The organism is Rothia sp. HMSC065G12, assembly GCF_001811455.1.
Taxonomy (GTDB): Bacteria; Actinomycetota; Actinomycetes; order Actinomycetales; family Micrococcaceae; genus Rothia; species Rothia dentocariosa.
In genome coordinates this window covers 286838-305326 of the sequence record NZ_KV804815.1, presented here as the reverse complement: position 1 = coordinate 305326, position 18489 = coordinate 286838, and the positions used below count along the sequence as shown (strand labels likewise).

Below are 18489 nucleotides of genomic sequence, written 5' to 3'. Positions count from 1 at the left end.
TCTGGATTTTTAGGCTAGTCAGACCTACTCCGAAAAGCTACAGATCAAGTTTCCAGGCGTTTGCCATTTGTTCTGTCTCCTGTATGAAGAATTCCCGAGTATTTTCCGACATGTTCTGCAATATTAGAGCATCAAGTTCTTCTTCATCGTAATCTTGAAACATTTCACGGTAGTCAGTGTACGCATAACGATGCGCCATCACGATCGCTTCATGAGCGCTGTGGGCGAGGCTCCAGGCCTGTGGGGTACTTCCGTCTTCATCCAGGGCTTCCTCATAACATATACGCGCATTGGTGTATATCGCATAGGTTGCCATCATAAGTGGAGCAAAATTTCCTAGAGCGTAGATATCCCACTGAGTCAGCAGCATTGTGAGGTAGCGTCGGTACGGTTCAAGCAAACAGCGCAAAATTTCTGTAAAGACCTGTTCGGGAACATCCGATTGCACAAGATCCAGAAGGTAGAGCACAGTATCAGCGTCGTCAGCAAGAGAGTAATCTTCCAATGCTCTTATCGATATAGACTCTAATCTCGCTAGATATTCGAGTATATGAACGTACTGTTCATCGCCAGATGTCTCCCGCAAAATTCTCACCACTTGACGAAATGCAGTAACAAAATCAACATGCAGCAGTTGGCTCTTCCGCGCACAGTCTGCATAGTTTTCAAGGGCAAGTACAAGATCTGAAGCACCTGATTCATACGCGAGTGCTAGGTTATAGAGACCCGTTTCAGATTGTGACTCAGCCTTTTGTGCAAGGTGCTGGGCGCGTACTATCGCTTCTTGGGCGACACGCTGTCCTGTCTCCAGAATGCTCTGGCGTTCTTCTACAGAAATAAGAAATGCGTCTGATGGAGCCATAACTACCGGGGAATCTATAACTGCTGGCATGATCTCTGAGATAATCTGCGCCGTATCTTGCACACGTTCAAATAAAATACGTATCATCTTGTGTTTTTGCCTCAAGATATTAGTTGTATTCCAGATATTATTCTGCAGACACCGGTAAGCAACTTTCACAGTATCGCATGCCGCGTGATACCCCGGAAAATAATATTCAGCAAGTTCTGGGTTCTGTGGGTCTATCTCCCATGCAGCGTTATAAGTGTAGTAGCTCAGGAGCGCTTGAGTGGTTTTCTGATGAAGCTCCGTCACGGTTTTCTCTAGATGGCTAGGAAGCTCATCCAGCTGATCTTCAAGGTCAGTTGCTAGTGTCTGAATAAGATCTCTAGATTTTTGTGCTTGCAGCATGGTGATAGTCAGTTTGTGGTCCCGATCAGCTGCCGAGTTCTCCCAAAATTCTGACGGGTTATCAGCAGAGACACCATACGAATAATCCGGATGTTCTGAAGCTGATACGACTTTAGCTTCGCCCATCTTCCGAGGCTCTTTCAGATTTTGGACTGATGCCTGTCTTTCTTGCCGCACTTCACGTTCATAGTCTGCGACTGTTGTAGCTTCGCGGGAACCAAAGTATTTAGAGAAAAATCCCATGGAATGCATCCTTGCGATGTGGGTTATGGCTATCTATCTATGAGCATATAGGAACGCACCCGGCACGTCCTTGAGGTTGAGAGCCGGGTGCGTTTTCCTAGCGGCAGCGCGATAAGAGTTATGCGCCTAGAGCGTCCAAACCGGGCAAGGTCTTACCCTCAATGTATTCGAGCGATGCACCGCCACCCGTAGAGATGTGTCCGAACTGTTCGTCAGCAAAGCCAAGGTTGCGCACAGCCGATGCAGAGTCGCCACCACCGATAATGGAGAATGCATCAGACTCAACAATTGCCTCCGCAACGGCCTTCGTACCACCTGCAAAGGGAACAAGTTCAAAAACGCCTACCGGGCCGTTCCAGAAAATAGTCTTCGCATTTTTAATTTTTTCTGCGAAAAGCTCACGAGTCTTCGGCCCGATATCCAGACCTTCTGCTTCAGCACCAAGCTTACCGCCGGTGAGATCTTCGACGGGTCGAATCTCAGTGTTAGCCTCTGCCGAGAAGTCATCAGCCCAGACGACATCAACAGCGGTCACGATTTCAGTTCCCTTCTTGGGAGCTTCTTCTAGATAACGCTTTACAGTCTCAACCTGGTCTTTTTCAAGCAGGGAATTACCGACTTCGTAACCCTGCGCATAGGCGAAAGTATATCCCATGCCGCCACCAATAAGAATGGAGTCTGCCTTGCCAATCAGGTTGTCGATCACGGCGAGCTTATCAGAGACCTTCGCACCGCCCATGACAACGACGAAGGGGCGCTCAGGATTATTAAGAGCCTTTGAGAGAACATCGACTTCCTTCTTAACAAGGTCGCCAAGGTAGGCAGGAAGACGCTTTGCCACATCGTAGACTGACGCATGCTTGCGGTGAACAGCACCGAATGCGTCATCCACATATGCGCCATTTTTACCGCCGGTGAGAGCAACGAGCTCATCTGCAAATGCACCACGCTCTGCATCGTCCTTAGAAGTTTCACGAGCATCGTAACGCACGTTCTCAAGAACAAGGACTTCACCGTCTTTGAGATCCGCAGCCTTCGCCTTTGCGTCCTCGCCCACAAGATCTGTCGCTACCTTTACAGGAACGGATGCAAGCTCGGCAAGGCGTGCAGCTGCGGGAGCAATCGAATACTGGGGATCTACCTGACCCTTGGGGCGCCCAAGATGCGCGGTTACAATAACGCGAGCACCAGCTTTAGCCAATTTTTCAATAACAGGCAGGGATGCACGCACACGACCGTCATCGGTTACCACACCGTCTTTTAGGGGAACGTTAAGATCGGAACGAACCAGCACGTAACGCCCCGTTACGCCTTCATCAAGCAGCTCTGCAAGTGCCTTAGCCATGGGAAATTCCTCCTACATTAGTGGGGATGTGTGTATTTTCAATAATACAGAAGTCTGGTGGTCACACAGCCGTAAGTCTGCTGAAATGACCAAGTTTTAGCCTGGTGCGGCGCGGATGGTGGTTTAGGCAAGTTCTACCGATATCCCAGACATACACGCCTTGTTCTTTACTTCGTGGTACAAGAAAACCCCAACTCTACGGTAAAAACATGCTGTAGAATTGGGGTTCTCCTCGTCAGCTCGTAAAGTAGCTATCCTTGCGCAGATAGGCTTAGAGAGAAGCCACGACCTTGTTGGTGAACATTACCAAGCGGGATACATAACCATACTCATTGTCGTACCAAGCGATAACCTTCACCTGGTCGCCAATAACCTTGGTCAGCGGCGCATCAAAGATAGTGGAGATTCCTTCGCCCTCAATGTCCTTCGAAACGATGGGATCCTCGCTGTACTTGATGATGCCCTTCATCGAACCCTCAGCTGCAGCCTTCAGAGCCGCATTAACTTCTTCCTTAGTAACCTCGCGGGATGCGGTGAAAGTAAGGTCGGTGATGGAGCCGGTAATGGTGGGAACGCGAACTGCGAAACCGTCCAGTTTACCCTTGAGCTCGGGAAGCACGAGGCCAACTGCTGCTGCCGCACCGGTGGAGGTGGGAACCATGTTGACAGCTGCTGCACGTGCACGACGCAGGTCGGAGTGAGGGGCATCCTGCAGACGCTGGTCAGCAGTGTATGCGTGGATAGTAGTCATCAGGCCCTTTTCAATACCGAAGGAATCGTTGAGAACCTTTGCCAAAGGAGCCAGGCAGTTGGTAGTGCAGGATGCATTGGAGACAATGTGGTGGTTCTGCGGATCGTACTGCTCGTCGTTCACGCCCATCACGAAGGTACCGTCAATATTCTTACCGGGTGCAGAAATAATAACCTTCTTAGCGCCGGCATCAATGTGCGCCTGTGCTTTTGAACCTTCGGTGAAGAAACCGGTGGACTCAAGCACAACATCTACGCCGAGGTCCTTCCAAGGAAGATCTGCGGGATTGCGCTCAGCAAGGATCTTAATTTCCTTGCCGTCGACAACCAGTACATCATCCTTGACCTCTACGTCGACCCCCAGGCGACCCATAATGGAGTCATACTTAAGTAAGTTGGCAAGAGTCTTCGGGTCGGTAAGATCGTTGATTGCTACGATCTCAAAGCCCTCAGCCTCAGCGCGCGCGGCGCGGAAGAAAGTGCGGCCGATGCGACCAAAACCGTTGATAGCTACGCGTACAGTCACTGGAGTATCTCCTTGTCAGTGCATTGAGTTTGACGGACTAGAGCCATTGTTCATGGGTCTCATGCAAGAGTCTCTAGAGTCTTTCGTCTCACGCTGGTTGCGTGTCCGCCGGTGTTGTTATAATCGTACCTTAGTTTATGTGCGTTTGGGTGTGTTTTTATCGGGTATTTTTATGATTTACATTACGAAATTGACCAAAAACCCTTTGTTTTCTGTTGTTTTACGTTGAATTCAGCGGCTCTGTATGTTGGGATATGGTTGTAGCTACTCAAACGCAACTGATGTCAAACTAAGACAAAATATACTAAAGACTTTATAGTTAGATCCTTCTCTTCTATGAAAAGAGCGCACGACCCCACGCGCCACCGCATCACAGTAGTATTAGCTTGCCTATAAAAATTTTTTGCGCAACAGAAGGGGCGGGTTATCTGTAGAGAGTCCAGATAACCCTCCCTTGACACGACAATTACTTATGAAGACTTCGGGAGTTCAGTTCCAGGAATCCCCAGTTCTTTTGCACGTTTATCGGCCATGACTAGCAAACGACGAATACGTCCAGCGATCGCATCCTTCGTCAGAGGAGGATCTGCCATACGTCCCAGCTCGTCCAAAGAGGCTTGCTTATTCATGGCACGCAGCTCGCCCGCATAACGCAGATGATCTGGAACATCGTCTCCTAGGATCTCCAAAGCACGTTCTACACGGGCACCCGCAGCCACAGCTGCCTGAGCAGAACGACGCAGATTTGCATCATCAAAGTTTGCCAGACGGTTCGCGGTCGCCCGAACTTCCTTACGGGTACGCTGCTCGCGCCACGCTTTGAGGGCGTCCTGAGCCCCCATACGCTCCAAAAGCCGGGCTATAGTCTCGCCATCGCGGACCACAACACGATCCACTCCACGAACCTCACGCGCTTTAGCAATAATTTCCAAACGCCGGGCCGCTCCCACAAGAGCAAGCGCTGCTTCCGGCCCCGGGCATGTAAATTCGATTGCTGATGAGCGACCAGGTTCTGTGAGCGATCCATGTGCCAAGAAAGCACCACGCATGACCGCTTCGGCATCCTGAATGGAGCCGTTGACAACAGCAGGCGGCAACCCACGCACCGGGCGCCCGCGCAAATCTAAAAGACCGGTTTGTCGAGCAAGTGCTTCTCCCCCGGCATCAACACGGACTATATAACGCCCGCCGCGGCGCAGACCACCACCGCTGACGCTCGTTATCTCAGCCTCATGTCCGTATATTTCAGCAATAGTCTGCTGCATGCGTAACGCGGTCTGTTCGGAATCAACTTCTGCCTCAACAACAATCCGCCCAGAAACAATGTGCAACCCACCAGTAAAGCGCAGAATAGTCGAAATTTCCGCCTTACGTACTGATGCTTTGCTCGTTTCGTATCTGGCCAGCTCATCCTTAACGAGCGCGGTAAGAGCCATTGTTGTTCCTTCCCACCGTGAGGTTCGTATGGTGTGATGTGCTGATAATGCACTCAGCTATGCTACACGCTTTACTTAGAGAAACGATGTATCGTGAGGTGGCATAAATAGAAAATAAATTCCACGCTCCTTACCTCTAAAACTTGAACGAAAATAGTTCGTGATACGCCGCTGCAAGTTTCAGAGGATTATGTACATTGTTTTCAGCTGATGCTCGTACGGGTGCCCACATCACACGCGCTCCCATAGATTCTGATTCTCGTTCCAGTTCGCTACGTACAGACTTGGGTGTTTCGTCATCAGCAATGACCGCGTCCAATCGAAGATTCGGGGCGTATCGTTTCAAGAGTGCTAAATGTGCGGCTGGAGTGAATCCAGCGGTTTCTTCGTCATCCGAAAGATTCATAACTACACAGCGCATAGCTTCTGTACGACAGATAACATCGCGCTGTGCTTCTAACAACAAGTGCGGCAGAACGGAGGTGCGCCACGACCCGGGGCCTAAGATTACCCAATCGGATTCCTCAATAGCGGTTAGCGCTTCCGGACATGGGCGCGCGTCTTTGGGAGTAAGCCCAATATCGTGCACTTGCTTTTCTTTTGAGAGGTTAACTTGCCCGCTAATACGCACCCGTTCGATGCCACCGCCAGCATGTTCCCGTAGCACCGTACCATAAATAACCATAGGATCCAATGCCATAGGAAGCACCCGACCACGAGCGTTGAGCAGAGCTCCCGCCCAGTCAAGCCCAGCAACGGGGTCTTCAAGAAGCTGCCAGAGCGTCGTAATAAGCAGGTTTCCAAGGGCGTGATATTCAAGAGGAAACTCGTCAGTATACCCCTCAGGCGCGCTAAAACGATGCTGCATAACGTCTCGCCACGTTCGCCCCCAATCGGTATCATCGCAAAGGGCCGAGAGAGCCATACGCAAATCTCCTGGAGGGAGTACGCCCATCTCTTTACGTAAGCGACCCGATGAACCCCCGTCATCGGCAACCGTTACTATAGCCGTTAGATCTGTTGTGACATGCCGAAGCGCGGACAGCGAACCGTAAAGTCCATGCCCGCCCCCCAAAGCTGTTACTTTGGTAACGCGGTGAGTACTTTTAAGAAGCCGTAAAGCCTGAGTTGGTAACGCGGGCAGCTTCGGGATTCCCTGAGTATCAGAGCCGACAGGCAGGTCAGGTGAATGACCGATGCGTGCCATTACTCACGCCCCTTATCACGATGCAACACGTGCACATTAACTTCGGGAAATGCGCTCAGGCGCCGAGCGATTTCTTCCGTGACAGCGACCGAGCGATGCTTCCCGCCGGTGCATCCTATAGCAATGGTGGCGTAGTATTTTCCTTCGCGACGGTACCCTTCCAGAACCGGACGCAGAGCTTCCAGGTAGTTGCTGATAAATTCCTCAGTCCCAGAGTTACTGAGCACGTAGTCACGTACTGGGGCATCCTGTCCGGTGAGCGGACGCAATTCAGGAATCCAGTGCGGGTTTGGAATAAAGCGCATATCTGCCATGAAGTTCGCATCTGTGGGTGATCCGTATTTGAATCCAAAGCTCATGACAGTAAGGTTGAGTTTTTTATCCGGTCCGTCAGCAAACATCTCGCGTACTGTGCGTGCAAGCTCATGCACATTCATGCCCGTGGTATCAATCGTGCGATCAGAGGCGAGTCGAAGCCCCTCGAAGAGGGAACGTTCGGCACGTATACCGTCAAGTACGCGACCTTCTCCTTGAAGCGGATGGGGGCGACGCTGTGCCTCATAGCGAGCCACGATAGTTTCATCTTTGGCGTCTAGAAAAAGCATCGAGAAATCAACGTCGGATTTGCGAAGAGTTTCAATAGCCGCTGGTAAGTCGTCGAAAACCGCGCGGGCTCGTACGTCAATCCCCAGTGCAACCTTCGGAACTTTGGCACCATCCTGCGTAACGAGTTCCGCGATCGATTCCAGCATTTGTGGCGGAATATTATCAATCACATACCAGCCCTCATCCTCAAGGACATTAGCAACAGTGCTACGACCTGCGCCTGAAATACCGGTAATTACCAATATCTGGGGTTTTTGCGATTTATTTAGCAATTCGCCACTCATTATGTAGTTTCTCCTTTGATACGAATTGTCTCTAGTTCTCCATCATACTAGACAACCCCTTATGGCGGACGGCTATCTGTGCATAAATACCCGGGGTGCTACTTCAGGCAGTTTCCTTTTGGTTGAGGTGGTCATGCACTTTTTGTGCGAGCGCAGGCCCCACGCCTGAAACCTGTTGGAGTTCTTTAATCGAGGCATTCCGTACTTTAGCAACCGACCCAAAATGTTTAATAAGCGCTGCACGCTTGACACTGCCTAATCCGGGCACAGAGTCCAAAGCAGAAGCCACCATAGCTTTACCTCGTTTTGCGCGGTGGAACGTAATAGCAAAACGGTGTGCCTCATCGCGAATACGCTGCACAAGGTATAGCGCTTCAGAGGTACGGGGCAGAATCACTGGGAAATCATCGTCGGGTAACCACAGCTCTTCGAGGCGCTTTGCGATACCTACCACGTAGATATCCTCAATACCGAGGTCACTCAAGGCGGACTGAGCGGCTGCAACTTGAGGTGGGCCGCCATCAACTAAGACCAGATTCGGCGGATACGCAAATTTAGCTGGTTCTTGTACCGACTCATCAGCCGTAACTTCTCCCGAGGGCAAAGGTGTTTCCGCACGTTGCTGCTGCTCGGTGAGATAACGTTTAAATCGCCTGGTGATGACGTCATACATACTGGCGGTGTCGTCGCGAGCAGCACCCCCTGTGATCGAGAATTTACGGTAGGCACTTTTGCTGGGCATGCCGTCTTCAAAGACCACCATAGAGGCCACCACATTAGTACCTTGCACGTGGGAAATATCGTAGCATTCAATGCGCATAAGCGGATCCGGAAGCTCTAAGGCTTCTTGGAGTTCCACGAGCGACGCTGAACGGGTGGTAATATCCCCAGCACGACGGCTCTTGTGCAGGGTCAGGGAATGTTGGGCGTTCTCGGCGACCGTTTTCATCAGTGCCGCTTTATCGCCGCGCTGCGGTACTGCAATATCGACTTTGGCACCACGCACACCTGAGAGCCATTCCTGAAGCTGCTGGGTATTCTCCGGCATAGTAGGAACTAAAATCTGTCGAGGGATCTCATGTTGTGTAGCGTCTAACCCGGAATCTTCGTCGAAAGCTGCAGCGCTAGCAATATTTGCCGCCATTTCACCATAAACCTGAACGAGAAGCTGCTCTATCAGCTCGGTTTCGCCACCATCGTTAACCTTCTCAACAATCCAGCCACGTTGTCCGCGAATACGCCCACCGCGCACGAAAAACACCTGCACCGATGCCTCTAGCTCGTCCTGAGCAAAGGCGAAAAGATCAGCATCAACAGAGTCCGATAAAACCACGGCGTTACGTTCAAATGCCTTTGTTAACGCGGTAATATCGTCACGTAATACAGCTGCACGTTCGAAGTCCATATCGGCTGCAGCTTCTTTCATACGTCGGGTAAGCTGGGTAATAAATTTTTCGGCACCCCCTGCCATGAAACGGCACAACCCATCCGCTAGTTCACGGTGTTCTTCGGGACTCACACGCCCTACACACGGTGCTGCGCATTTGTCGATATACCCTAAAAGACACGGGCGTCCCGAAGCCTCGGCACGTTTAAAGACTCCCGCCGAGCAGGTACGCACCGGGAATACGCGCAGAAGCGCATCCAAAGTTTCGCGAATAGCCCATACCTGTGAGTAAGGACCAAAGTACCGCACACCTTTTTTACGATCACCGCGCATGACCTGCGCTCGCGGGAATTTATCACGCATTGTGACTGCAAGGTAGGGATAAGATTTATCGTCGCGGAACGCTATGTTAAAGCGGGGTTTATATTCCTTGATCCAGGTATATTCAAGCTGCAGAGATTCAAGTTCGCTGCCGACTACCGTCCACTCCACGCTGGCGGCAGTATGCACCATAGCGTAGGTTTTCGGGCTCAGGCGTTCCGGGGCTACAAAGTAGCTGTTCAGTCGGTTGCGCAGGTTTTTCGCTTTACCTACGTATATAACTCTGCCGTGGGAATCACGAAAACGGTATACACCGGGATGCGTTGGAATATCGCCGGAGGCTGGGCGATAGCTTTGGGGGTCTGCCACGAACGCTCCTCACGGTGTAGTACTGAAAAATAACCACGCATCCATAATCAGGATGCGCGGTTAAGTGTACTCGTTTTTAGACGGGCAGGCGCTACCCTGCGTCACGCTCGGCGGAGGGCGAAACGTTGTATTCGTCCTTCCGGGCTTGGCCCGAGAGCTGAGCGATAGCATCCATGATGTGGTCGGTGGTCTGACGGCGCTGTTTACCGGTCATTTTCTCGCCGGTCTTCTCAAAATGCATGGGTTCCCCCACGCGGATGGTAAACCGGTGAGGGTAAATCATATTTGAGCCGGGCTTCTGCAGACGTTCGGTTCCGATAAGACCCACAGGAACTACTGGTGCTCCAGTCATATGGGCTAGCCAGGCTACACCAATTTTGCCGCGGTATAAAAACCCGTCACGAGATCGTGTACCTTCAGGGTAGATACCGAAGACTTTACCCTCTTCAAGTTTTTCAAGAGCTAGATCGAGTGCTTTAAGGGATTCCGAACGGTCGGAGCGGTTCACGGGGATAATGTCTACGGCCTCAAAAAAAGCCTTCATGGCCTTGCCTCGAATACCCGGTGTATTTACGTACTCCGCCTTCGCGAGGAATGCTACTCGGCGGGGCATCATAGCGGAGATAATAATGGAGTCGAGGAAGGATAGATGGTTAGATGCCACAATTACGGGCCCCTTCTTTGGGAAATGCTCAAGCCCGGTCACCCGTGCCCTGAATACAGTGCGCAGTAGCCCCGTTACTACTTTTTGCCCTGCCTTGTACGCCAGCATGTCCGGACTCCTTATGGTTCTGGTGGTTTTCTCCGTTCTTTATTATTCCATACGGATTTTATAGGCTTGACGCTTGTAGTAACTTTCTCGGGATCAGCAAAGATATTATGAAAACCTATGGAGTGTTTTCTTTACTTTCTTATTATTTCAAGCAGATGCATATTCTTACGGTACCCCACCAGAATTAGAGCACAAAACCCTTGCTTATTTCTTAGATAAGGCTCACCTAAATACACAGCTAATATATCAAATTATATCAAACGATACACAATATGAGAACTATTCTTACTTTGCCTGTGTAATTTCTTTCATAATGATGACACCGTGTCTGTAAACTTTCTAAATTCGTATTCGTAATGCAAGAATAAAACTAAGTGCCTCTGTGAGCTTCCTAATTATGGGAGATGCTTACCGCGAGCACTAACAAAAATCAATCCACGCACACTGGAGACACATCAAAATGGCTAAGAAAACCGTAACGCGCGGGGAGATCGCCAAGATCACCCGCCGCACGGATGCAGTCGGTGCCTACGCTGGAAAAGGCTGGGTACAGGCTGTAGCGTTTGTGATGCTCTTGGGCTTTACCATCATGGCCGTCTTGGCGATGCGCACCTACGCGCTCTCTATGCCGCTCCCAGATAAGATCGTCGGCAATGACGGTAAAGTTATCGCAACTGCTGAGCAGATTCAGCATGGTCAGGAGCTCTATCAGAGCCGCGGTTTGCAGCAGTACGGCTCCGTTCTGGGTCACGGTGCGTACATCGGTCCGGATTTCACCGCAGAGTACCTGCGCAAGACCACCGATGCCGCCGTTGATAAATACCGCTCAGAAGGCAAGCAAGAACCGCGCGAAATCGTTAAAAACGAGTGGCGTCACGAGAATAAATACGACGAATCCAGCAAAACCCTTACCTGGACCGAAGGACAGACCAAGGGTTTCAGCTTGATGACAGACCACTACAAGGACACCCTTACCCGTGGTGATACTTCCTTAGGTCTTTTCCCTAACGCTATTAAGAGCGACGAAGAACTGCACGATTTGACGGCATTCTTTGGGTGGACGGCATGGGCGTCGGCCGCCGAGCGTCCTAACCAGGATTACACCTACACCAATAACTGGCCCGCAGAACCAAACGTTGATAATAAACCTACTGCAGACCTCATGGTTTGGTCGGCTCTATCGCTCATCGCCCTCATTGGCGGTACCGGCTTGTTGTTTGCCATATATGGTCGTTGGTCGCGCACCATCGGTTGGCATGGCGAAGAAGCCCCAGTCCTTGACTTCCGCCAGCCGGATGAAGTTAAGCTCACCCCCTCCCAGAAGGCAGCTGGACTCTTCTTCATCACGATTATTGTTCTATTCCTCCTGCAAGCCTTGGTGGGCGCTCTCACCGAGCACTATCGCGTTGAAATAGACGGGTTCTTCGGTATCAATATGGGTGAGCTACTGCCCTACACCGTGTCTCGAACGTGGCACGTACAGCTCTCCCTCTTCTGGACGGCTGCAGCGTTCCTAGCTGGTGGTATCTTCATTGCCCCGCTTATTACCCGCAAAGAGCCGAAGAAGCAAGGTCTACTCACCGTCGTCCTCTTCGTGGCCGTGGTTATTGTGGTGCTCGGTTCGCTTCTCAACGAATGGTTCTCGCAAAAGGGCTGGATACCCGAGAACACTATCTTTGCGCAGCAGTGGGAGTACCTTGATCTGCCGCGTTTCTTCCAGATTCTGCTCACCGCTGGTATGTTCATCTGGATTGTCATTGTTTGGCGTACCCTTAGCTCACGCCTCAAGAGCGGGAAGAAAACCTCCATGCCTTGGTTGTTCCTCTTCTCAGGTCTAGCAATTCCGATGTTCTACGCCGTAGGTATGCTCGCTGGTCAGCGCACCCATTTCTCAGTCGCCGAGTTCTGGCGCTTCTGGGTGGTACACCTGTGGGTTGAAGACTTCCTCGAACTCTTCACCACTGTGATGGTCGCCTACGTCTTCGTACTCTTGGGTGTGGTGCGCGAGCGCATCGCTATCTCCATTATCATGATGGATGCAGTGCTCTACTCCGCCGGTGGTGTGGTTGGTACTATGCACCACACCTACTTCGCTGGTACTCCTTCGGAACAGATGGCATTCGGTGCGTTCTTCTCGGCAGCAGAGGTTATTCCGTTGACCTTCCTGACTGTTGAGGCGTGGGGCTTCATGCAGTTGGGGGCTCGCCAGTACTCCAATCGCACCAAGCCGTTCCCGCATCGTTGGGCTGTGATGTTCCTTATTGCTGTAGGCTTCTGGAACTTCTTGGGTGCAGGTGTCTTCGGATTCCTGATCAACCTGCCGGTTGTTTCGTACTACGAAATCGGCACCGCACTCACCGCAAACCACGCGCACGGCTCTATGATGGGTGTGTACGGTATGTTGGCACTGGCCTTCGCGGTGTTTGCGTTGCGTTACCTGATTCCTGAGAATAAATGGCCTGAGAAGGGGCTAAAGTTCTCATTCTGGGCCTTGAACATCGGGCTGATCTGGATGGTCTTCATTTCGCTTCTGCCGCTGGGTGTCGCTCAGTTGTATAAGTCCGTGGGTGAAGGCTACTACGAGGCCCGTTCCTTCGCGTTTATTCACGATGGTTCAACTGTGATTATGGATTGGCTGCGCTTACCGGGCGACGTGATCTTCTTGGCTGGTATCATCCCGCTGATCAAACTCGCATGGTTGGGTATAACTTCGTACTTCTCACAGAAGAACAAAGAAACTGTTCTGGAGCTCCCCGAGCCGCCGCTATACGAGTTGGTGGATGACGAGCGTATTGCCGAGTTTGCGGGTGCTAAGGCTGCTGACGAGCTTCCCGAACAGACCAGTCCGTACCGTAGCGATCGTCGAGGCTGACTATCATGCCTGAGCAAATTGCCGGAGTATCCCTGATGGTGTGGCTATCCAGCGTTTATGCGCTGGGGCTAGTCGCCGTCGGGTGGGGCTTCGATATTCTTGCTAAGCGCACAAGCCAACGTTTCGTGGCATCCCGGACTTTCGGGTTCACCTACCACGAGAGTAACGATGCGTGGCTCTGCCCCGAGGATCAGTGGCTATGGCCGGTAGCGTTTGATACGGATAATCGTGTGATGCGCTACCGCGCCAAGCCGAGCGTGTGCAATACCTGTCCTATTAAGGACACTTGCACCGTCTCGTCTAATGGGCGTGAACTTACGCGTGAAGTTGATGAGTGGCCTTACTCGGAGTCGGGTAAGTTCCATCGCGGTCTTGCCGTGACGGTTGCGCTTTTCGGTCCTATTATCGTGGGTGCTACGGCTCTGGCCTGGCATGCTCCCTTGGAGCTGCTGGTGGAAGCCGCCGTTATTGTGGCTTGCTTGTCACTCACCTATCCCCTAGCCATCAAGCTCATCAAATCGCCTGAGAACTTTGTGGCAGATCCTAAACATATTCCTGGGTCTACTGCGGATGAATCGGTGGCGGTTAAGATGGATAGGTTTGCCGCCAAGTGGGGCGGTATTGGCAATGAGCGTAAGCGCCGCACCGACGATGCTCGTAAGCAGATAATCTCTACTGCAACTTTGCCTGTGCGTTCTTCGCAGATTGATCCTGATCGTCCGGCGTGGAGCGGCGAGGGGACTTCTACCCCACGTCTGCATAAAACTACCGCAGAGGTTATTCAGGAGCAGAATCTCGAAGAAGTCTCTCGTTAGTGTGAGGATGCGCGCCCCGGTTTCTAAGGTACCGTCGTTGATGAATTGGTAACCTAGAGATCGGGGTGCGTATTGTCACCGCATCTAGATTTTTTCTCAGCACGCATCTACACAGGTCATTCCCACTGACCGTTACCAACGTATCTTTAGAGGACATGATGGATTCTCTTACCATTCTTTCGATTGTTATTCCGATTCTTGTAATCGTCGCTTTTCTGATTATTCGTACCCTTCGGGTCATCCCTGAATATCAGCGCGGTATTTCTTTCCGCTTCGGTCATCTACGTTCCGAGCTGAAACCTGGCATTAACCTGGTGGTTCCGCTCATCGATTCTCTGCAGCGCGTGGACATGCGTGTGATTACGCTGACCATTCCCCCGCAGGAAGTTATCACAAAAGATAACGTTCCTGCGCGCGTGAACGCGGTAGTACTTTTCCGTGTGATTAGTGCAAAAGACGCCGTACTTGAGGTCGAAAACTACCCGATCGCTACTTCTCAGATCGCTCAGACTACACTACGTTCACTGCTGGGGCGTGTGGATCTTGATACTTTGCTGGCGCATCGTGATGATTTGAATGCGGATTTGCAGAGCATTATTGATTCACGCACCCGCCCGTGGGGTATTAAAGTCGAGCTGGTTGAGATCAAGGATATTGAGATTCCTGAGGCCATGCAGCGCGCAATGGCTCGTGAGGCTGAGGCTGAGCGTGAACGCCGCGCCAAGATCATTTCGGCACGTGGTGAGCTTGAGGCTTCATCTCAACTTAAGGAGGCTTCTGACATTCTCAGTGATTCACCAGCTTCGTTACAGTTGCGGTATTTGCAGACTCTCTTGGAGTTGGGCGCTGATCAGAATTCGACGGTTGTTTTCCCGCTTCCGCTGGATATTGTGGGACCGCTTATGGGGGCTTTGAAGGGTGCTTCTCACGAAGAAAAGTAACAGCAGCCTTCGATAAATATCACAGAATTATCCGGAACAGTTCTTTCCTACAGACTCGGGGAATATAGCTTGTTCCGGATATTTCTTTAACCTATTCACCTCAGGGCGTAGAAATCGTGAAAATAAGCAAGGAACCTAGCAGCTCTACTTGAGGGTCGATATATTGGATTCCTAACTTTCCTGTTTATCGCACACAGATTGGATTTATCATGTCAAAGATTCTTGTTATTTCAGGTCACCCGAACCTGCCAGAGTCCACCGCAAATAAGACGGTTCTTGATGCCGTAAAAAACCATTTTGGCGATGCGATAAACATGCGTGAACTCGACAAACTGTACGTGAATGGTAAATTCGATGTCTCAGCCGAGCAGAAGGCACTCGCGGAAGCAGATATCGTGGTGCTTCAGTTCCCTGTGTACTGGTATTCGGTGCCGGGCTTGCTGAAACAGTGGATTGATGACGTTTTCGAGTACGGCTTCGTATACGGTTCGCAAGGCACGGCGCTGCGCGGTAAGAAGCTCTTGATTTCTGCGACTGCGGGAGCTCCCGAGAATATGTACCGTGATGCTTTGCCGTATGAGCTCACAACCACATACGCCGATTTTGGGAATACTGCCGCTTTCACGGGTATGGAGTTAGAAGAACCTATTTTCAGCTATGGCGCATCAAGCGATCCGGGGAATACCGCAGCGGTACGGGCTATTGGTGAGAATCATGGCACCAAGCTCATCGCTAGGTTAGAATCCTTGCGGGCTTAGTATATTGCGGTTGCTATTTTCTTTTTCGGCTCCATCGCATTAGGTATTTATCATGCATTTTATGGGTAATGTTGTGCATCGTACACCTTCTGGAAAACTAAAAGCTTGTTAGCAGTATGTATTAGATTCGGCATAATGTTCACAGGCAGACATAGAGAATAGCGTGCTAATATACGAAGGTGGCAAACTTGAGCTTATACTTGAATCAGCACTCACAAGCTCATGATTCTGATGTTTACTAGATTGGATGACTATGTCTAATATCCTGATTATTTCGGGGCACCCTGACCTTACGACTTCTAACGCTAACAAGGCTATTCTTGATGCCGTGCGGGCACGGTTCGGCGATAACGTCAAGATTCGTGAGCTCGACAAGCTGCGTGTAAACGGTAAGTTTGACGTACCTGCTGAGCAGAAGGCACTTGTGGAAGCAGACGTCATCGTTCTGCAGTTCCCGGTGATGTGGTATTCAATTTCTTCTCTGCTGAAGCAGTGGATTGACGACGTTTTCGAGTACGGCTTCGCGTATGGAGAAAACGGCACCGCTTTGCAGGGTAAGAAGCTTCTGATCTCCGCAACCGCTGGCGCTATTGAAGATGTCTACCGCACCATGCTGCCACGCGACGTATCTGCCACGTTGACCGAGTTTGAGAACACCGCAGCGTTTACCGGTATGCCTCTTGAGGAGCCACTATACAGCTACGGCACAACCGGCGACCCCGATAACCCCGCTGTTGCTCGCGCCATCGGTGAGGATCACGGCAAGCGCCTGATTGAGCGTCTGGAGGCTCTGGGGGCATAGTCCCTTCTACGTGCTAAAAAGGCTCTTTATCCGAATCAAGCGGTGAAAAATACGCTTTATTTGGATAAAGAGCCTTTTTTACTTTTTCGCGTGGGGGTCCGGACGGTGTGAGTTTACCGCAACGCTCTATGAGCCTGGTCGAAGAAGTCACGTTCATATAGGCATGCGCTCATATATGCCTGCGCGGCGGCAACACGCTGACTGGGGGAAGCCTGCTCAAATGCTTCCTCAACAACCGCCACGCAGCGGCGCACATCTGCAGCGAACTCTTCGCCGCCATACACCGAAATCCAAGCATTATACGGATGTTCCTCGTGGGTTTTCTCCAAGAGCCGGTAACCGATCTCAAGGTACAGCCAGTAGCATGGAAGCGCCGCAGCTGCGCCCACCACATAATCCTCGCCAGCAGCAGTAGCACGTAAAAAGTTCGTGTACCCCATTGTCACTGCCGAAGGTGCACCACGCCGAATACCCCCCTGCTCCGCAGGAATAGCGGGATGCGCCGCCAACCATTCATCGTGCAAAAGCGATTCCTCAACAATTGCCGCCTGGGCACCCGCAGCCCAATGCACCTGACCTTGCGGTGAGGTAGCACGTGCCGAAAGAGTAGCTAAGGCGCGAGAATACTGGGCAAGGTACTGCGCATCTTGGTCTAAATAGAAGCCGAATAAATCCTCGTCAAGCGTGCCGTCGCCCAGCCCGCGAATAAAGGGCAAATCGAGAATGTCACACCAAATATCACCGGTAGCTTGCCACAGGGCGGCAGTCCACGGACCCGCCGGGGCTACCTTCGACTCTGGGGATTTCCGCTGCGCAGGTTTCACCAAATTCTTGGGGCTCTCGCCCGTAAGATTTTTATCAGCGTATAAGTGCTCCCACGGTTTCGTATCGGCTGCATGTTCCAAACGGCGAGCACGTGCCTGATGATCGACCGGTCCGTGACCCTGCCCGCTGCCCACGTGCAGTTCCTCACCCGCGATAATAGCCTCGTTGAGCCACCGGGTGCTCCATGCCAGCGCGTTCGTGAGTACTCGTACACTCAGCTCATTATTGCCATTCACAAGAGCAAGTCCAAGGCGGGTAGCAAGACTTGATGAGAGCGAGCACCCGGTACCGTGGGTATTCTTTGTCTGGATGCGGGTGACAGCTACATGTGTATGAGTTCCATTAGGGAAAACAGCCGAGTTTCCAGCGTCCTCCCCCGTCAGGTGACCGCCCTTAACAATCACGGTCGTGCCAGTGCTCCCCGCGAGCTGAGCCGCCTGGTGATGCGCCTCCTTCAAAGTCTGGGCAGGGTTGCTCTCACAAAGCACCGCGAGTTCGGCGATATTCGGAGTGATAACATCTGCCTGCGCCACCAATTCGCGCAGTGCCTGCTCAGCGTCTTGACTAATCAGGCGATCGCCGCTGGAGGCAACCATCACCGGATCAAGTACCACCACTGGTACCGGATGTTCTGCAAGCCAGGTCTTGACGGTGGTGATAGTTTCAACATCGCCGAGCATACCAATTTTAACGGCATCCACAGTCACATCGTCGAAAACTGCCGCAAGCTGTTCCTGTAAAAACTCGGTAGGTGGAGCAAAAATGCTGCGAACCCCTTGTGTATTCTGTGCGACAAGCGCGGTTGTGGCGCACATACCGTAACCACCGCTTGCGGCAATAGACTTGAGATCAGCCTGGATTCCAGCACCGCCTGTAGGGTCGGTTCCGGCAATGGAAAGCACACGAGGCGTAGATGTGTTTAATAGCGTCATAGCTATAAGTCTCCTTGGGATGGGCGTGGCATCGCTGCAAACGCAC

General features: G+C 51.6%; 14 protein-coding genes. 5 read left to right on the top strand and 9 right to left on the bottom strand.

The features are described from left to right. Nucleotides 1-37 precede the first annotated feature (37 nt). From HMPREF2804_RS06590 to HMPREF2804_RS06555, 8 genes are all read right to left on the bottom strand, one after another. Entirely contained in the window at nt 38-1495 is a 1458-nt protein-coding gene (locus tag HMPREF2804_RS06590; RefSeq protein ID WP_070627787.1) for a hypothetical protein, read from the bottom strand. A 118-nt stretch (nt 1496-1613) separates the two neighbouring features. After that, nucleotides 1614-2840, bottom strand: coding sequence for a phosphoglycerate kinase (gene pgk / locus HMPREF2804_RS06585; RefSeq protein WP_070627785.1), 1227 nt, complete (start codon nt 2838-2840; stop codon nt 1614-1616). Between the two features lie 271 nt (nt 2841-3111). Beyond that, nucleotides 3112-4116 (bottom strand): type I glyceraldehyde-3-phosphate dehydrogenase, encoded by a 1005-nt coding sequence (gap, locus tag HMPREF2804_RS06580; RefSeq protein ID WP_048754072.1) that lies wholly within the window; start codon nt 4114-4116, stop codon nt 3112-3114. 470 nt (nt 4117-4586) lie between these two features. After that, nucleotides 4587-5552, bottom strand: coding sequence for a DNA-binding protein WhiA (whiA, locus tag HMPREF2804_RS06575; protein ID WP_048752241.1), 966 nt, complete (start codon nt 5550-5552; stop codon nt 4587-4589). 136 nt (nt 5553-5688) lie between these two features. After that, nucleotides 5689-6759, bottom strand: coding sequence for a gluconeogenesis factor YvcK family protein (gene yvcK / locus HMPREF2804_RS06570; RefSeq protein WP_048754073.1), 1071 nt, complete (start codon nt 6757-6759; stop codon nt 5689-5691). Next, a complete protein-coding gene (gene rapZ / locus HMPREF2804_RS06565; RefSeq protein WP_048754074.1) occupies nt 6759-7649 on the bottom strand; it encodes an RNase adapter RapZ in 891 nt (296 codons plus the stop codon). The genes yvcK and rapZ overlap by 1 nt, the downstream gene beginning before the upstream one ends. A 103-nt stretch (nt 7650-7752) precedes the next feature. Then, a complete protein-coding gene (gene uvrC / locus HMPREF2804_RS06560; protein WP_048754075.1) occupies nt 7753-9726 on the bottom strand; it encodes an excinuclease ABC subunit UvrC in 1974 nt (657 codons plus the stop codon). Nucleotides 9727-9817: 91 nt separating this feature from the next. After that, nucleotides 9818-10498 carry a lysophospholipid acyltransferase family protein gene (locus tag HMPREF2804_RS06555; RefSeq protein WP_004004596.1) on the bottom strand — a complete coding sequence of 227 codons (681 nt, stop codon included), beginning with the start codon at nt 10496-10498 and terminating at the stop codon, nt 9818-9820. A gap of 460 nt (nt 10499-10958) precedes the next feature. Here HMPREF2804_RS06555 and HMPREF2804_RS06550 point away from each other — a divergent pair, with 460 nt between their 5' ends. The 5 genes from HMPREF2804_RS06550 to HMPREF2804_RS06530 all read left to right on the top strand — a co-directional run bounded on the left by HMPREF2804_RS06550 (nt 10959) and on the right by HMPREF2804_RS06530 (nt 16686). Further along, on the top strand, nt 10959-13370 hold the full coding sequence (locus HMPREF2804_RS06550) for a nitric-oxide reductase large subunit (protein ID WP_048754076.1): 2412 nt from the start codon (nt 10959-10961) through the stop codon (nt 13368-13370). A gap of 5 nt (nt 13371-13375) precedes the next feature. Then, nucleotides 13376-14185, top strand: coding sequence for a transposase (locus tag HMPREF2804_RS06545; protein ID WP_048754077.1), 810 nt, complete (start codon nt 13376-13378; stop codon nt 14183-14185). A 158-nt stretch (nt 14186-14343) separates the two neighbouring features. Then, nucleotides 14344-15126, top strand: a complete 783-nt coding sequence (locus HMPREF2804_RS06540; RefSeq protein ID WP_041321775.1) for a slipin family protein — start codon at nt 14344-14346, stop codon at nt 15124-15126. A gap of 209 nt (nt 15127-15335) precedes the next feature. Continuing rightward, the gene (locus HMPREF2804_RS06535) at nt 15336-15884 is read left to right on the top strand and encodes an NAD(P)H-dependent oxidoreductase (protein ID WP_048754078.1); all 549 of its coding nucleotides are present in this window, start codon (nt 15336-15338) and stop codon (nt 15882-15884) included. A 253-nt stretch (nt 15885-16137) separates the two neighbouring features. Continuing rightward, nucleotides 16138-16686: an NAD(P)H-dependent oxidoreductase gene (locus tag HMPREF2804_RS06530; protein ID WP_004004591.1), complete on the top strand. Its 549-nt coding sequence runs from the start codon at nt 16138-16140 to the stop codon at nt 16684-16686. Between the two features lie 113 nt (nt 16687-16799). On the opposite strand, the gene HMPREF2804_RS06525 is transcribed toward HMPREF2804_RS06530, so the two are convergent. Then, nucleotides 16800-18443 carry a bifunctional hydroxymethylpyrimidine kinase/phosphomethylpyrimidine kinase gene (locus tag HMPREF2804_RS06525; protein WP_070627783.1) on the bottom strand — a complete coding sequence of 548 codons (1644 nt, stop codon included), beginning with the start codon at nt 18441-18443 and terminating at the stop codon, nt 16800-16802. Nucleotides 18444-18489 lie beyond the last annotated feature (46 nt).

Coding starts and splice junctions, on each gene's coding strand:
- HMPREF2804_RS06590 (WP_070627787.1), bottom strand. CDS start 1,495: ATGGGATTTTTCTCTAAATACTTTGGTTCCCGCGAAGCTACAACAGTC.
- pgk (WP_070627785.1), bottom strand. CDS start 2,840: ATGGCTAAGGCACTTGCAGAGCTGCTTGATGAAGGCGTAACGGGGCGT.
- whiA (WP_048752241.1), bottom strand. CDS start 5,552: ATGGCTCTTACCGCGCTCGTTAAGGATGAGCTGGCCAGATACGAAACG.
- yvcK (WP_048754073.1), bottom strand. CDS start 6,759: ATGGCACGCATCGGTCATTCACCTGACCTGCCTGTCGGCTCTGATACT.
- rapZ (WP_048754074.1), bottom strand. CDS start 7,649: ATGAGTGGCGAATTGCTAAATAAATCGCAAAAACCCCAGATATTGGTA.
- HMPREF2804_RS06555 (WP_004004596.1), bottom strand. CDS start 10,498: ATGCTGGCGTACAAGGCAGGGCAAAAAGTAGTAACGGGGCTACTGCGC.
- HMPREF2804_RS06550 (WP_048754076.1), top strand. CDS start 10,959: ATGGCTAAGAAAACCGTAACGCGCGGGGAGATCGCCAAGATCACCCGC.
- HMPREF2804_RS06545 (WP_048754077.1), top strand. CDS start 13,376: ATGCCTGAGCAAATTGCCGGAGTATCCCTGATGGTGTGGCTATCCAGC.
- HMPREF2804_RS06540 (WP_041321775.1), top strand. CDS start 14,344: ATGGATTCTCTTACCATTCTTTCGATTGTTATTCCGATTCTTGTAATC.
- HMPREF2804_RS06535 (WP_048754078.1), top strand. CDS start 15,336: ATGTCAAAGATTCTTGTTATTTCAGGTCACCCGAACCTGCCAGAGTCC.
- HMPREF2804_RS06530 (WP_004004591.1), top strand. CDS start 16,138: ATGTCTAATATCCTGATTATTTCGGGGCACCCTGACCTTACGACTTCT.
- HMPREF2804_RS06525 (WP_070627783.1), bottom strand. CDS start 18,443: ATGACGCTATTAAACACATCTACGCCTCGTGTGCTTTCCATTGCCGGA.